The organism is Glycomyces rhizosphaerae (assembly GCF_042647865.1).
GTDB lineage: Bacteria > Actinomycetota > Actinomycetes > Mycobacteriales > Micromonosporaceae > Glycomyces > Glycomyces rhizosphaerae.
This window is the reverse complement of the sequence record NZ_JBHRWO010000005.1, coordinates 23,350-38,462: the sequence shown is the minus strand read 5'-3', so window position 1 is coordinate 38,462 and position 15,113 is coordinate 23,350. Positions and strand designations below refer to the sequence as shown.

The 15,113-nt window shown below is 67.6% G+C and carries 11 protein-coding genes; 3 read left to right on the top strand and 8 right to left on the bottom strand.

Features of this window, described 5'->3' with window-relative positions; all coding sequences use genetic code 11:
- Window positions 1-6: 6 nt before the first annotated feature.
- From ACFO8M_RS04775 to ACFO8M_RS04755, 5 genes are all read right to left on the bottom strand, one after another.
- A complete protein-coding gene (locus ACFO8M_RS04775) occupies window positions 7-1,350 on the bottom strand; it encodes a TrkH family potassium uptake protein (protein WP_387971295.1) in 1,344 nt (447 codons plus the stop codon).
- Window positions 1,351-1,574: 224 nt separating this feature from the next.
- Window positions 1,575-2,360 carry an ectoine/hydroxyectoine ABC transporter ATP-binding protein EhuA gene (ehuA, locus tag ACFO8M_RS04770; RefSeq protein WP_387971675.1) on the bottom strand — a complete coding sequence of 262 codons (786 nt, stop codon included), beginning with the start codon at window positions 2,358-2,360 and terminating at the stop codon, window positions 1,575-1,577.
- A 10-nt stretch (window positions 2,361-2,370) separates the two neighbouring features.
- A complete protein-coding gene (locus ACFO8M_RS04765) occupies window positions 2,371-3,039 on the bottom strand; it encodes an amino acid ABC transporter permease (protein WP_387971292.1) in 669 nt (222 codons plus the stop codon).
- Complete coding sequence (ehuC, locus tag ACFO8M_RS04760) at window positions 3,039-3,764, bottom strand: ectoine/hydroxyectoine ABC transporter permease subunit EhuC (protein ID WP_387971289.1); 726 nt, start codon at window positions 3,762-3,764, stop codon at window positions 3,039-3,041. The genes ACFO8M_RS04765 and ehuC overlap by 1 nt, the downstream gene beginning before the upstream one ends.
- Window positions 3,765-3,769: 5 nt before the next feature.
- Complete coding sequence (locus ACFO8M_RS04755) at window positions 3,770-4,678, bottom strand: transporter substrate-binding domain-containing protein (RefSeq protein ID WP_387971286.1); 909 nt, start codon at window positions 4,676-4,678, stop codon at window positions 3,770-3,772.
- 202 nt (window positions 4,679-4,880) lie between these two features.
- Between ACFO8M_RS04755 and ACFO8M_RS04750 the strand changes: the two genes are divergently transcribed.
- Both ACFO8M_RS04750 and ACFO8M_RS04745 read left to right on the top strand, forming a co-directional pair.
- Window positions 4,881-5,684 (top strand): GntR family transcriptional regulator, encoded by an 804-nt coding sequence (locus ACFO8M_RS04750; RefSeq protein WP_387971283.1) that lies wholly within the window; start codon window positions 4,881-4,883, stop codon window positions 5,682-5,684.
- A 165-nt stretch (window positions 5,685-5,849) separates the two neighbouring features.
- Window positions 5,850-6,623: an SGNH/GDSL hydrolase family protein gene (locus ACFO8M_RS04745; RefSeq protein ID WP_387971280.1), complete on the top strand. Its 774-nt coding sequence runs from the start codon at window positions 5,850-5,852 to the stop codon at window positions 6,621-6,623.
- A 62-nt stretch (window positions 6,624-6,685) separates the two neighbouring features.
- Here the strand turns inward: ACFO8M_RS04745 and ACFO8M_RS04740 are convergent, their stop codons facing one another.
- The 3 genes from ACFO8M_RS04740 to eccD all read right to left on the bottom strand — a co-directional run bounded on the left by ACFO8M_RS04740 (window position 6,686) and on the right by eccD (window position 10,729).
- Window positions 6,686-7,543: a hypothetical protein gene (locus ACFO8M_RS04740; RefSeq protein WP_387971277.1), complete on the bottom strand. Its 858-nt coding sequence runs from the start codon at window positions 7,541-7,543 to the stop codon at window positions 6,686-6,688.
- A 138-nt stretch (window positions 7,544-7,681) separates the two neighbouring features.
- Window positions 7,682-9,277 carry a type VII secretion protein EccB gene (gene eccB / locus ACFO8M_RS04735; RefSeq protein ID WP_387971274.1) on the bottom strand — a complete coding sequence of 532 codons (1,596 nt, stop codon included), beginning with the start codon at window positions 9,275-9,277 and terminating at the stop codon, window positions 7,682-7,684.
- Between the two features lie 45 nt (window positions 9,278-9,322).
- Entirely contained in the window at window positions 9,323-10,729 is a 1,407-nt protein-coding gene (eccD, locus tag ACFO8M_RS04730) for a type VII secretion integral membrane protein EccD (RefSeq protein ID WP_387971271.1), read from the bottom strand.
- A gap of 248 nt (window positions 10,730-10,977) precedes the next feature.
- Between eccD and eccCa the strand changes: the two genes are divergently transcribed.
- Window positions 10,978-15,015: a type VII secretion protein EccCa gene (eccCa, locus tag ACFO8M_RS04725; RefSeq protein ID WP_387971268.1), complete on the top strand. Its 4,038-nt coding sequence runs from the start codon at window positions 10,978-10,980 to the stop codon at window positions 15,013-15,015.
- Window positions 15,016-15,113: the final 98 nt, after the last annotated feature.

Below are 15,113 nucleotides of genomic sequence, written 5' to 3'. Positions count from 1 at the left end.
CACGGTTCAGCCTACGAGGGGCCGGCCGTCGGGGTAGCGGTACAGGCGGTGCCGAGGCCGCAGCGCCAGCGACGCGGCGAAGAGCACCGGCCCGATGCGCCCGGTGTACATAAGGATCGTCAGCAGCCATTTCGAGGGCTCCGAGATCTCGTAGGTGACGCCGGTGGACTGCCCCAAGGTCGCGAGCGCGCTCGTCACCTCGAACATGATCGGCATGAGCTTCAGGTCGGGTTCGAAGCGCTGCATGAGGAACACGCCGAAGGCGTTGCAGGCGACGTAGACCAGGGCGATGGTGAGGGCCTCGCGGACGACCGCGGGATTGATGCGGCGGCGGAAGGCCGTGACGTCGGGTTCGCCGCGGACCTCGGCCCAGATCACCAGCAGCAGTACGAAGAAGGTGGTGACTTTGATGCCGCCGGCGGTTGAGGCGGAGCCGCCGCCGATGAACATGAGGATGATCGAGGCCAGTTGCGAGTCGTCGCGCATCAACCCGATGTCGACGGAGTTGAGGCCGGCGGCACGGACCATCGAGGTCTGGAAGAACGCGGGCAGGAACCGGTCGTACCAGGGCCACTGGCCGAACGTGGCGGGGTTCGACCATTCGAAGAGGAGGAACACGATCCAGCCGCCGAGGAGCAGGATCCCGCTGCCGGCGAGGGTGAGCTTGGTGTGGACCGACCACTTGGCGGGGCCCCAGCGGCGGCGGGTCATCTCGAAGATGACGGGCATGCCGAGGCCGCCGAGGATGGTGCCGATGCACAGCGGCAGGGAGATCCACGGGTCGGTCGCGAAGCCCATGAGGGAGTCGGAGAACAGCGAGAAGCCGGCGCTGTTGAACGAGCTTCCGGCGTGGAAGAGCCCGTACCAGACCGCTTTGCCGAGGGGGAATCCATACGCGGAGAACCGGATCGCGAGGATGAGGGTGATCGCGGCCTGGACGCTGATGGAGACGACGGCGGTGCGCAGCAGCACGGCCTTCACGTCGCCGAGGCTCAGTGCCTGGCTGATCTCCATGCGGGTCGCGAGCTTCGTGCGCAGCCCGAGCCGCTTGCTCACCAGCAGGCCCACCAGGACGGCGCTGGTCATGATGCCGAGGCCGCCGACCTGGAACAGCAGCATGATGACGACCTGGCCGAACGTGCTGAAGTGGACGGGGGTGTCGAGCACCGCGAGGCCGGTGACCGAGACGGCCGAGGTCGAGGTGAACAGCGCGTCGGTGAAGGTGTACCTGTCGCCGGAGCTGGCGGCCGGCAGCATGAGCAGCAGTGTGCCCGCCAGGATCACGGCGATGAAGATCAGCGGGATGAGGCGCGTGGGGTGGCGGAAGTACGCCTGGACTCGGGCGCTCATGTCAGCGGGCGGATCCGGTCCGCTCGGCGGCCGCGCCGCGGCCTGACGGGTTCATCGGAGCTCGGTGCCGGCATGGTGCCCGATTCTGCCACCCGCCGTTTCCGGCGGCGCGCACGCGTTCCGGGACTCGCGGGCAAGAGAAGAGGGAGGCGGTCGATAACCCCTCATGACCGCCTCCCTCGAACACCCCTAACACTCTCCAAGGATGGAGGAGAACCCCAAGTCTACTCCGCGAGAACTGCTCTGAGGAAGTCCTGAGTGCGCGCTTCTCGCGGATCGGAGAAGATTTCGGCGGGCGCTCCCTCTTCGACGATCACGCCGCGGTCGAACATCATGACCCGGTTCGACACGTCTCGCGCGAAGCCCATCTCGTGGGTGACGATGAGCATGGTGATGCTGGTGGTGTCGGCGACATCGCGCAGCACCCCCAGCACGTCGGCCACCAGTTCCGGGTCGAGCGCGCTCGTCACCTCGTCGAGCAGCAGGATGTCGGGGTCCATCGCCAGCGCGCGGGCGATCGCCACGCGCTGCTGCTGGCCGCCCGAGAGCTGCGACGGGTAGTTGTCCACTTTGGCCGACAGCCCGACCAGCTCCAGCAGGTCGCGGGCCTTGGCCTCGGCCTCGTCCTTGGAGCGGCCGAGCGTGTGGACCTGTGCTTCGGTGACGTTGCGCAGCACCCGCATGTTCGGGAACAGGTTGAACTGCTGGAAGACCATGCCGATCTTCTTGCGGACCTGCCGCAGGTGGCGCTCGTTCGCCACCACCAGCTTGCCGCCCTTCTCCATGTGGGACAGCGGGTTGCCTTCGACCCAGATGACACCGCCCTCGGACGCGGGGTCCTTGGCCGGGGTGACGTGCTCCAGGGTCATGAGCAGCCGCAGGATCGTGGTCTTGCCCGAACCCGACGGCCCGATGAGCGTCACGCGCTCGCCCGGGCTGACGTCGAAGCTCAACTGGTCCAAGACCTTCAAGTCCCCGAAGGACTTGTCGACCCGGTCGAAGCGAATGATCGGCTCGCCATTAGAAGTGGGATTTTGCAAGACGGTTCTCCAATCTCCGCGCCGCTACCGCCACAGGGTAAGAGGCGGCCAGGAACAGGATTCCTGCGATGGTGTAGCCCTCGACGGCACCGTCGTAGTGCTGTCCTTGGTATTTCTGGGCCTGGGCGATCATCTCGAGCACGCCGATGATGAACAGCGTCGGCACCTCTTTGAACATGGCGATGATCCAGTTGGCCACCGCCGCGGTCGAGCGCCGCATCATCTGCGGGAGCACGATCGCGCCCCACACCCGGTGGGTCGGCAGGCTCAACGCGGTCGCCGCCTCCCACTGCCCGACCGGGATCGCCTCGATCCCGGCCCGGTAGGACTCGGAGGTGTAGGAGGCGTAGTGGACGCCCAGCACCGCCGAACCGACGGCGAAGGCGCTCCACTCAGGATTGATGTACAGACTCGTTGCGGTCCAGACGAACAGCACCTGCACCAGCAGCGGGGTGTTGCGGATGAACTGGAAGACGCCGGAGAGGACGCGCTTGAGCCACGGCGGGCCGGTGCGCTCGCCGATCGCCACCAGCAGCCCCAGCAGGATGGCGATGACGCCGGCGACCAGGGTGACCTGGAGGACGACGATGAAGCCCTGCCAGATGGCCGGGAAGACCTCGACGACGATCTCGTTGTTCCACTCGTTCATCAGGCCAGGCCCTTCTCGGCGACGGCCGGGGTCAGGCGGCCCTTGACGGGCTTCGCGTCGATCCCGATGCCGCGCTTGGCTTTGCGTTCGAGCGCCCGCATCCCGGTCCAGATGAGCCAGGCGAGGACGAAGTAGATGACGAGGATGAGCGCGTAATGCGGCAGCTGGTTCACGCCGCCGCCCTGCCCGCCGATGAGGCCGGCCATCGCGGTGATGTCGGTGACGCTGATCAGCGAGACCAGGGCGCTGGCCTTGAGCAGCATGATCGCGAAGGCGCACAGCGAAGGGATCATCTCGGGCCAGGCCTGGGGGAGGACCACCAGCCTGAGGCGCTGGAACGGGGTGAAGTTCACGGCGAGGCTGGCTTCCAACTGCCCCTTGGGGACCGCGGCGATGGCACCGCGCACCACCTCGGAGGAGTAGGCGCCGTAGTTGAGGCCGAGGGCGATGATGCCTGCGGCGATGGCGTAGTCGAACTTGACGCCGAGGATCACGGGCATGGCGAACGCGAACCAGAACAGCTGCACCACGACCGAGGAACCGCGGATGAACTCCACGAACACGCGCGCGGGGGTGCGCACGGCCAGGTGCTTCGAGCTCGTCATGAGGCCCAGCGCGAACGCGACGAGCAGCGCCAGAGCCGCCGAGGCGAGGGTGACCTCGACGGTGACCAGGAGCGGCTTCGCGTACCGGGGCAGCGAGTCGATGACCGCAGAGAAGTCCATGGCGACTACTGGTAGGTGTCCGGGCAGAGGTCTTCGGCGGTGAGGCCCTCCGGGTGGTTCTCCTCGACGGTGAACCCGTACTCGCCGACCAGGCCCTCCCAGGTGGCGGTGTCGGCCAGGAGCGTCTCCAGCTCACCGTTCACCGCGTCCCGGAAGTCCTTGTCGCCGGTCTGGAAGACCGCTGCGCCCGCGCCGATGATGTCCTCGCCGGTCTCGGGGTCGACGAGCCAGAAGCCCTCGGTCACTTCGACGTCGGAGTCCGCTTCGGCCGCCAGCCTGAGGTTGGCGCCGGTCAGCCCGATCGCGTCGCAGCGCCCGGCCTTGAGCTCCAGGATGAGCGCGGGCAGGTCGCCCTGGACGTTGATGCGGTCCGCCTCGAAGATCGCGTCCGCCACCTCCTGCTCGCTGGTGCCGTTCATGACGCCGATCACGCCGTCGGTCTCGGCCATGGCGTTGAGCGTGGTCCAGCCGCCCGGATTACCGGCCTCGACCAGCAGTGCGTCCGGCATGATGTAGTCCGGATTCGCGAAGGCCACGGCCTCGCAGCGCTCAGGGGTGACGTACATGCCCGCGATGACCATGTCGTGGTTGGTGCCCAGACCCGAGATGAGCGCTTCCCAAGCGGTGAGCTTCCACTCGATCTGGTCGGCCTTGATGCCGAGCTTGTCCAGCACGTACAGCTGGACCGCCACCGACTGTCCGGTGACGGAGTCGTCATCGGCCGTGTAGGCGTACGGGGCCTCGTCGGCGTAGGCGATGCGGAGCTTGCCGCCGTCCTGGGCCTTCTGCAGCAGGCCGTTGGAGCCGCCTCCGCCCGGATCGGTGCGGGAACAGGCTGCCAGCGCGAGTGCCGCCGCCCCGGCGGTCGCCCCGCCGAGGAGATGGCGGCGGTTGAGGTGCAGTTGGTTCGACACGGTGGTCGCCTCCTGGTTCGGGGTCGGATACGTTGCCGACCCTAACGGTCTATTGTAAGTTTGTCGACAATACGATGATCGACGTTCGATAACAAAAAAGCAAGCATGTTGACGGGGGACGCAACCGGAGCTTGCAGCTGAACGTGATGTACCGGCAGCGCTAAGATGCTGCCCAGAAGAGACAGAGGGGGAGCAGGCAGACGTGTCTGATCGCAGCAGCGGATTGGGTGGGCTCACGGGAGCCCGCCAGGTGGGGCGCCTGGCCCCGGTGCGACGCACCTCGACGGTGGATCTCATCGCCGATCGACTCCGCGAAGCGGTCGTGGACGGCTCGCTCCCGCCGGGAGCCGCACTCGGCGAGGCCGAACTCGCCTACCAGCTCGGCGTCAGCCGCGGCCCGCTCCGCGAGGCCATGCAGCGGCTCACCGCCGAAGGGCTCCTCGTCATCCCGAGGCGCCGCGGCCTGGCCGTGCGCACGATGACCCCCGAGGACGTGCGCGACATCCACTGGCTCCGCGCCCGCATCGAACCCGAGCTCGGGCGCCGCATCCTCGCCAGGCCGCTCGCCGAGCGCAAGACCGTGCTCGCCGAACTCGGCAACGAGGTCAAGCGCATGCAGCGCGCCCTGAAGAAGGACGACGCGCGCGCCCTCGGCGACGCCTACCTCGACTTCCACCGCGGCCTCGCCGCATGGGGCGGTTCGATCCGCTTGGCGCGCATGATGAGCACCCTGCTCATCGAGACGCGGCTGTGCACCTTCTCGATGTACGAGCACTTCGAGGTCGCGGTCGACCTCGTGCCCGAGCACGCGGCCTTCGTCGAGGCGCTGGCCGCCGAGGACGCGGCCCGCTTCAGCGCCTTGATGCGCGCCCACCTCGACGCCGAGGTCCGGCGCCTGCTCGCCGAACCGGAGACCGCGAAAGAGGACGACGCCGACCGGCTCCTGGCCGAGACCCCGGACGAGCCGCAGCCGCTCGACCGCCTCGACCTTCCCGAAGGCATCTAGCAAGCGCCGCACCGCAGTCCGCCATAGATCGTTCATTGTCAATATTCTGACAATCTGCCTTCTATTGGTGGACTTGCATGTTACCCAACAGTTATAAAGAGGGCCCCACTTCCGGACAAAATCCGAAACGGAGCCCATATGACCATCCCCCGGAGAATCTCCACAATGGCCGCGGCGCTAGCCGCGGCATTCGTGTCCGTCATGGCGCTCACCAGCGGTGCTGCCCAAGCGCAGACCATCGAGTACGTCGCCCTCGGCGACTCCTACGCCTCCGGCGTGGGCACCCGCTCCTACATCGACGACGGATCCGGCTGCAGCCGTTCCGAATCCGCCTACCCCTCGCTCCTCGCCGACGCCATCGGCGCCGACCTGACCTTCGCCGCCTGCTCGGGCGCGAAGACCGGCGACGTCCTCGCCGACCAGCTCGGCGGCCTCTCCGACAGCACCGACCTCGTCACGATCACCATCGGCGGCAACGACACCGGCTGGACCGGCGTCGTCCAGCAGTGCGCCTACCCGTACCCCTGGACCTGCACCAAGGAGATCGACGCGGCCGAGGCCTTCGTCCGCGACCAGCTCCCCGCGAAGCTCCACGCCGTCTACGACGCGATCGAGTCGGCCGCACCGAACGCCGACGTCGTCGTCCTCGGCTACCCGCGCCTGTTCAACGGCGAGGAGTGCAACGCCATCACCCGCATCAGCCCTGCCGAGCAGGCCGCGCTCAACGACGCCGCCGACCTCTTGGGCGACACCGTCGGCCAGGTCGCCGTCAGCCACGGCTTCGACTACGTCGACGTGCGCGACGCCTTCGACGACCACGCCGTCTGCGACGACACCGAATGGCTCAACGGACTCTCCTACCCCATCGCCGAGTCCTACCACCCCAACACGGCCGGTCAGAAGGACGGCTACTTCCCCCTCCTGAACGCCATCGTCTAGACCGCAAAGCGGAGGGCCCCACCGGAAGAATCCCGGTGGGGCCCTTACTGTTCAGGTACGGTCTAGGCGCCGATCTCGCCGCAGGCCTTCCAGACGCCGTCTTCCTTGATGAAGTCCATGGTGTCGGTCTCGTCCACGGGCTCCTCGGTCCAACCGGTGATGGACATACCGTCGTCACTCATCTCGGGTGTCGGCATGTTGAAGCTGACGGAGTAGTCGACCGTGGCGGTGTCGCCGTCCTCGCTCGAACCCGTGACCTCGTACTGGAAGTCGAGCGCGATGTCGATCGGAGGCACGTCAGTCAAGCCGAGTTCCTCCATCTGGCCGCTGAAGTCGAGATCCTCGGTAGTGGCGCTCATCTCCGACTGCATGTCCGCGCACATGTACGGCTTCATGTCGTCGAGGACCGCTTGCACCGCATCGGTGTCACCGCTGAAGACGGCCTCGAACGCCTCGCCCATCTTGGGAAGCAGTTCGTTCGCGACGTCCTCAGGGGAGTCGGACTTCGAGGGAGCGCCGCCACCGAAGGGGTTGGCCACGAGCAGGACGATCGCGACGACGAGCACCAGGACGCCGGCGCCGACGCCGATGAACAGGCCGGTCTTCTTCTTCGGCGCGGGCGGCAGGGCCGGCCCGCCGAAACCGGGCTGCTGCGGCTGCTGCCCGTAGCCGGGCTGCTGGCCGAAGCCGGGAGGCGGGGTCTGTCCGTACCCGGGCTGCTGCGGCGCACCACTGGGCTGGCCGAAACCGGTCGGCTGCTGCGGCTGGGACTGCCCGTATCCGGGTTGCTGCGGCGCACCGTAACCGGGCTGCTGCGGCGGCTGCTGCCCATACCCCGGCTGCTGGCCGTATCCGGGCTGCCCACCTTGGGGCGGTTGCTGGTTCGGGTCGAACCCCGGCTGCTGGGGCGGGTAGGCCATGACAAGTCCTTGGATAGTCGGGAGTGGGTTGCGCCAGGTTAACACGCAAGGCCCACACCCACCTTCCTCCGAACTTGCCGGGAAATGAACGACGCCGGGACTTGCCAGGTCCCGGCGTCGTTCAAGGTGCTTTGGCGGTCAGCCGCCTTCGCCCTCTTCGGGCTGCGTCTCATAGACCGGCACGTCCTCGGTGTTCGAGGTCATCTGCTTCTTCGCCTCGTACGGGTCGAGGTCGGGGCCCTTCGGGATCAGGTTGATCATCGTGTGCGGCACCGAGACCGGTTTGACGTCGGCGTACCCGAGCATGGTCTGCGTCATGTCCGTCTTCCCCTCATCGGCGATGCCGTGGCGGATGCCCTGGTCGCTGATCAGATACGTGAACCCGGAGATCGTCGCGCCCTCGGCGGTGCGGCTGTCGGCCAGCGCCGCGGTGCCCTGCGGGAGGACCGTCTGCGCCGCGAGGTTCTCGGTCTCGGAGAAGATGTTGCCGTTCTCGTCGATCTCGACGCCGTCCGCCGGCAAGGTGAGTTCCTCCGGGGCCGCGTCGTACATGATGATGTCGAGCTTCGTCGACTCGTCCTCCTGGGCCTGCGGGTCGTACACCGCGCACACCGCCGGGCGCTTCTTGTCGGAGGTCCACAGTTCATCGCGCAGATCCGCGTCGGGGTAGCCATCGGCCATGTAGTCCCCCTGGGTGCCGATCACGGATGCATCGGCCGGGTCGAGCTCTTGCTGCTCGCCGTACCCCGACTCCAGCACCTTCGCCAGCGTCGGCGAGATCGTCGCGAACTCGTCCCCGTCGGCTTGCTTGGTGAGTACGAACAACTCACCGCCGACCTTCACCGGGCGGCCGTACTGGATGTACTCGCCGTCCTTGCCCATCACCGCGGACGTCGATTCGAACTCGGTCCGCGGCTCCGGCATGAGCGGCGCCACCGCCGGGATCGTGTTGAGCATGTTCTCGTTGAGCGGCATCGCGTCGTCTTTGTCCAGCCCGAGGGCGCTGATGATCCGCGTCGAGAGCTCGCCCTCCTCGCCGATGTCGTACTTGCCGCCGTTCCACAGCAGATAGTACTTCAGCGGCGCCTGGCTGTCCTCTTTGGTGGCGGTCTTGGCCAGGAGCCAGTGGTCGTCGCCGAGCTGCACACTCTGATCCTCGGGCAGGTCGTCGACCACGAGCTGCGTCAACTGGAACTCGGCGGTGCCGCCGTCCTCACGCGGCATCGAGCAGGTGTTCCAGTCGCGGTCCTGCAGCAGCTCCGACGGGTCCGGCGGCTGCGACGGGATCCCCTGGATGCCGATCGTGAAGTTGCCGCGCGGAATGTCCTTGAGCGAGGACGGCTTCAGGTCCTGGACCTCCGGGACGCCGGTCGAACCGGGCTTCGCGAGCAGGAGCGCCGAGGTGTAGTTGGTGACCTGCCACAACCGGGCCGGATTGTCCTCAGTCGACTCAGTGCCGTCCTTCGTGACGAACACGTAGACGGAGTTGGTGCCCTTGATCGTGATGATGTTGCCCTCGACGGGCAGGGCGTTGCCCTTGTTGAACAGGGTCGCGATCGCGAACCCGCCGAAGATCAGCGCCAGCACCATCACCGACGCGAAGATCGAGACGCCGATGCGCCGCAGCGGCCGTTCGATCGAATCGGGGTTGGCCAGCACCAGCGCCTGGTTCATGCGCGAGGTGATGAACTTGTGGGCCTCCACCTGTTCGCGGCGGGAGCGCATCTGGGCCATTCGAATTCGCCTCTCTCGGAGTCGAGGGTCAGGGGGAGTGGCGCTCTAGCCGCGCAGCGACAAGGCGATCGTGTACAGGTCGCAGACCCAGCCGACCAGCGGCAGGATCGAGACGATGAGCAGCGCTTCGATGATGTCGAGGGCGCGGCCCCACGTCGGGGCGATCTTCTTGCCCGCCACGGCCAGGCCGTAGACCATCGCGATCAGCGTCAGGAGCGTGAGCGCCCCGAGGATCACCGTGAGGCGCACCAGGATGCTGTCGGCGCTCGCGACGAAGATCGCCGCCAGCGTCGCGGCCAGGGAGCCCATGCCGCCGGCGAGCATCACGATGCGCGCGGCGCGGTCCTCGACCGAACGGGACCGGCTGAGCAGGACCAGACCCAGGATCGTGGCGAGGATGAGCCCGGGGACCTCACCCGAGAACGCCAGCGCGATGGACGAGACCAGACCGACCACGGCCGCGAACGAGTACAGCGCTTCGAGGTAGTTCCCGGCGTGCTCGGAGAGCTTGAGGATCCGCTTGCCGTCGATCGCCTCGGCGTCGCCCTCTTTCAACTCCTCGGTCGTCGTCGGCAGCTGCGGCGTGGGCACCATCGCCATGGTCAGCGACAGCGACGGCGCGAACGGGAGGATGACCAGCGCCAGCGGCGCCGCGATTCCCGCGGCCGTGGCGGCGGTGCCGCCCGGGATGATCTCCATCAGCGCGGTCGAGATGGCGAGCACCACCGCGCCGAGGATCGTCACGATGAACACTGGGGCAGAGGCCATGTCGCCCACGGCCACCATGGACAGGACGCTGAATAGCAGGATCGCCGAAGCGGCGATGAGCACGTGCACGCCCGTGAGGTCGAGCAGCGGCGTGCCGTTCTCGGCGACGATGAGCAGGCCGCCCACGCCGGCGTAGAGCACGGCGGTGATGCCGAAGTAGGTGGCCGCCCGCGAGTCGCCGACGGCGCGCGAGAGCAGGGCCGAGGCGCCGACGAGGACGGCCGCGACCGAGAGGCCGACGATGGCGCTCGCGATGTGGCCGGTCAGCAGGATCGCGACGGCGCCGATGGCGAGGGCCGCGGTGCCGATGCCGACGCTGAATCGCTTGGTGGCCAAGTAGTCCCAGCGGTTGCCGCGCTGCTCGGTCGCCGTGGCGACCGCGTCGATGATGTCGTCGAAGACGATTTCGGGCTTGGCGGCGTCAGCGGGGTTGAGATACAGCATCTCGCCGTCGCTGATGCCCAACTGGGAGCAGGAGTGGCCGGTGTCGACGGGCTCTTCGCCCAGGCGGGCGAGGATCCAACCGCCGTTGTCGCCGGCTTCGTCGATGTAGTACTCGCCGGCTTGGTGCAGGATCGTCGGCAGCAGGTCGGAAAGGGGGACGTCTGAGGGCAGTGCGAGGTCGATCCTCGTGCGAGGACTGACGATCGTCACCCTTGAAAGAGTGGCCGACTTGGTGCTCACCGCGCGAACCTCCGGGTCAGGTCGGTAATCGGGGGACCGTTAAAGGATAAATCCCTCATGCAACGAGCGGTGTACCGCCCGTGTGGCTATCCCGTTCTACCCTGATAGTGCGATACTCGACAGAGCGCACTTACATCTTTTATACGGCAGCGCTGAGTTACAGCTGGCAAGCAGCCTCGTCGAAGCTTGCCCGACGTGATTCGGCGAGGTGTGGCAGGCGCATCCCCCGGTGACTACAAGGACCCTCTGTGACGACCAAACTGTTCCGCAGGCCTCCGCGTAAGCGCGGGCCGCAGTCTCCGCGCGGCGACATCCTCCTGGAGTCGCCGCCGGACATGCCCGACCCGCAGCCCAAGAACATCTCGCAGTATCTGATGATCCTGCCGATGCTCGCGGGCGCCGCGGCGATGGCCATGATGATGATGTCCCGCGTCGGCACCGGCTCGACTCCCAGCTCGGGCAACAACACCATGCGCATCGCCATGGGCGCCATGATGGGCATCTCCATGGTGGGCATGATGGCCACGAGCATGGGCGGCAACCGCGCCCAGAAGAAGGCCGAGTTCAACGCCGACCGGCGCGACTACATGCGCTACCTCAACCAGGTGCGCCGCCGTGCCCGCAAGGGCGCCGAACGCCAGTGGCGCGCCGCCCGCTGGCGCCACCCCGACCCGAAGGCCCTGTGGTCGCTCGTAGGCTCCCGCCGCATGTGGGAGCGCCGCCCGAAGGACGACGACGCGCTGGACATCCGCGTGGGCGTCGGCAAGCAGCGCATGACGATGAAGCTGGTCCCGCCGGAGACCAAGCCGGTCGAGGACCTCGAGCCGATGACGTCGATGGCGTTGCGCCGCTTCGTGGCCGCCCACTCGAACGTGATCGACATTCCCCGTTCGATGATGTACACCGAGGCCGGGCGCATGGTCCTGCGCGGCGACCGGGCGCTCGTCGTCGACAACATCCGGGCCCAGCTCGTCCAGGCCGCGGTGCTCCACTCGCCCGACGACCTCATCATCGCGGTCGTCGCGGACAATGAGCGAATGCCCGAGTGGCACTGGATGAAGTGGCTGCCGCACTTGCAGCATCCGTCCGCAGAGGACGGTGCCGGTCCGGTCCGCATGTTCTACAACACGACCACGCAGCTGGAGAACTCGCTGCGCGAGCAGCTGTCGAGCCGCGGCGCCTGGTCGCCCGGCGCCACCGCGGGGGAGGGCCAGGCACAGCTGGTCGTCATCCTCGACGGCGGCGAGGTCGACCCGACCGGCATCATCGCCGCCGACGGCATGGCCGGGGTCACCGTGTTCGACTTCTCCGGTTACCTGCCGCGCAAGCCCGGGCCGCAGATCAAGCTGTACGACGTCACGCCCGAGGAGATCTACACCGACCAGGCCGGTCGCCGGCGCGTGCTCGGCACGCCCGACCGCATGTCGTACAACCAGGCCGAGGGCGTCGCCCGTTCGCTCGCCCCTTGGCGTCTGACGCTCAAGGGCGCCGCCGGGAAGACCGAGTCCGGGGACGAGGACGCGTCGCCGCTGGCGAACCCGTCGTCGCTGCCGGAGATGCTCGGCTTCAACGACGCCGCGGCGCTCGACCCGGCCGTGCACTGGCGCGAGAAGCCCGTCAAGGACTACTTGAAGGTGCCGATCGGGCCCGGCCCGGACGGCGGCATCGTCGACATCGACTTCAAGGAGTCCGCGGTCGGCGGCATGGGCCCGCACGGCCTGCTCATCGGCGCGACCGGTTCGGGTAAGTCCGAAGTGCTCCGCACCATCATCGGCTCCCTGATCGCCACGCACTCTTCCGAAGAGCTCAACTTCATCCTCGTCGACTTCAAGGGTGGCGCCACGTTCGCCGCCCTCGACGACCTGCCGCACGTCTCGGCGGTCATCACCAACCTCGCCGACGAGATCGAGCTGGTCGACCGCATGGCCGACGCGCTCGAAGGCGAACTGGTGCGCCGCCAGGAAGTGCTGCGCGCAGCGGGCAACTACACGAACCGCTGGGAGTACGAGAAGGCGCGCAAGGCCGGACAGGCCATGGACCCGATGCCGACGCTGCTCATCATCGCCGACGAATTCTCCGAGATGCTCGTCGCCAAGCCCGAGTTCATCAACCTGTTCCTCCAGATCGGCCGCATCGGCCGCTCCATCGGCGTGCACATGCTCCTCGCCTCGCAGCGCCTGGAGGAAGGCAAGCTCAAGGGCCTCGACACGTTCCTGTCGTACCGCGTCGCGCTCCGCACCTTCTCGGCGCAGGAGTCGCGCACGGTGATCGGCTCGGGCGCGGCCTACGAACTGCCGCAGGCGCCCGGCCACGGGTACCTCCAGGTCGGTACGCAAGACCTGGTGCGCTTCCGCGCCGCATATGTCGGTGGCCCTTACAAACCGCCGAAACGCGTCGCCTCGCGCGCCGAGCGCATCGCGGCCGTGCAGCACAAGGTGCAGCGCTTCCTCCCCGGCTTCGTCGAGCTCCCCCCGGAGCCCGAGGTCGAGGAAGAGCCCGAGGAAGTGCTGGAGGCGACCGAGGCCGACGACGAGAACGAGAAGCTCTCCGAACTCGAGGTCATGGTCAACAACTGCCTCGGCATGGGCCGCCCGGCCCACGAGGTGTGGCTCCCGCCGCTCCTGGAGCCGCCGACGCTCGACCAGCTGCTGCCGCCGCTCGAAGCCGACCCGGTGCGCGGACTCTCCCCGAAGGGCTTCTCGCTCAACGGGAAGCTCCACGCCGTGCTCGGCGAAGAGGACCGGCCGTTCGAGCAGCGACGCAGCCCGTTCGTGGTCGACCTCTCCGGTGCCCAGGGCACCGTGGCCATCGCCGGCGGGGCCCAGTCGGGCAAGTCGACGATGCTCCGCGGCCTCATCGGCTCTCTCGCGCTGCTGCACACGCCGCGTGAGGTGCAGTTCTACTGTCTCGACTTCGGTGGCGGTACGCTCCGCGGCATCGAGGACCTTCCGCATGTCGCGGGCGTCTTCGGCCGTCAGGAAGAGGAAGGCGTGCGGCGCACGATCCAGGAGGTCTCGACGATCCTGGACGAGCGCGAGAAGTTCTTCACCGACAACAAGATCGACGGCATGGGCTCCTACCGGCGCATGAAGAACGAGGGCCGGTTCCAGGAGGACCCCTACGGTGACGTGTTCCTGGTCATCGACAACTGGATGACGTTGCGCGAGGACTTCGAGCCGTTCGTCGACCAGGTCCGCGCGATCGGCAACCGGGGTCTGGCCTACGGCGTGCACGTCATGGTGACCTGCACCCGCTGGGGCGACATCCGCATGAACATGCGCGACATGTTCGGTCTGAAGCTGGAGTTGAAGCTTTCGGACAACATGGAGTCCGAGATCGACCGGAAGGCGGCGGCGAACGTGCCGAAGAACCGCCCCGGTCGCGGTCTCTCGCTGCAGAAGCTGCATTTCCTTTCGGGTGTGCCGCGTATCGACGGCATCCGCGACGGCGACGACCTGCTGCCGGGCGTGGAGGACTTCGTCAAGAAGGTCAAGCAGGCCTGGCGCTTCCCGCCCTGCCCGAAGGTGCGGCTGCTGCCGCGCCAGCTCCACGTGGCCGACTTCCTCCAGGCGGTCGACCGCTCGAAGCCGGGCATCCCGATCGGCCTCAACGAGGCCGGGCTCAAGCCGGTGTACCTCGACTTCCAGGCCGAGCCGCACCTGCTCGTGTTCGGCGACTCCGAGTCCGGCAAGACCAACCTCCTGCGTCACATCGCCCGCCAGATCCAGGCGACGTACACGCCGAAGGAAGCCAAGGTCATCATGGCCGACTACCGGCGCGGCATGCTCGAGGAGATCTCGAAGCCGACCCTGCTGGACTACGCCATGTCGGGCAAGCAGTTCGAGAACTCGGTCAAGAACCTCAAGGGCCCGATCGAGAAGCGGCTCCCCGGAGACGACGTCTCCCCGGCGCAGCTGCGCGACCGCTCCTGGTGGACCGGCCCGGACCTGTACCTGATCATCGACGACTACGAGATGGTCGCGCAGCGCGTGAACCCGCTCGCCCCGCTCGCCGAACTGATCCCGCAGGGCCGCGACATCGGCTTCCACGTCATCATCGCCCGCCGCGCCTCCGGTGCGTCCCGCGCGATGATGGACCCGATCGTCGGTCAGATCAAGCAGCTCGAATCCCCAGGCCTGCTCATGAGCGGCCGCAAGGAGGAAGGCGCGATCTTCGGCAAGCTCCGCCCCAGCCCGCAGCCTCCGGGCCGCGGCACCCTGGTGCGCCGCAAGGACGGCGAGCAGCTCATCCAGACGACGCTGCTCCCCCCGAACGGCACCGCCTAGTCGCAGGTCACTGCGTAAGACGCACATCGCAGGGCCGCCTACCGCAACCGGTAGGCGGCCCCGCGGCGTATTAGTGTCAGAACGGACGCGAACCCCGC

Excerpts from the sequence above, each read along its gene's own strand:
- ACFO8M_RS04775 (WP_387971295.1), bottom strand. The coding sequence starts at position 1,350 with ATGAGCGCCCGAGTCCAGGCGTACTTCCGCCACCCCACGCGCCTCATC.
- ACFO8M_RS04765 (WP_387971292.1), bottom strand. The coding sequence starts at position 3,039 with ATGAACGAGTGGAACAACGAGATCGTCGTCGAGGTCTTCCCGGCCATC.
- ehuC (WP_387971289.1), bottom strand. The coding sequence starts at position 3,764 with ATGGACTTCTCTGCGGTCATCGACTCGCTGCCCCGGTACGCGAAGCCG.
- ACFO8M_RS04745 (WP_387971280.1), top strand. The coding sequence starts at position 5,850 with ATGGCCGCGGCGCTAGCCGCGGCATTCGTGTCCGTCATGGCGCTCACC.
- ACFO8M_RS04740 (WP_387971277.1), bottom strand. The coding sequence starts at position 7,543 with ATGGCCTACCCGCCCCAGCAGCCGGGGTTCGACCCGAACCAGCAACCG.
- eccB (WP_387971274.1), bottom strand. The coding sequence starts at position 9,277 with ATGGCCCAGATGCGCTCCCGCCGCGAACAGGTGGAGGCCCACAAGTTC.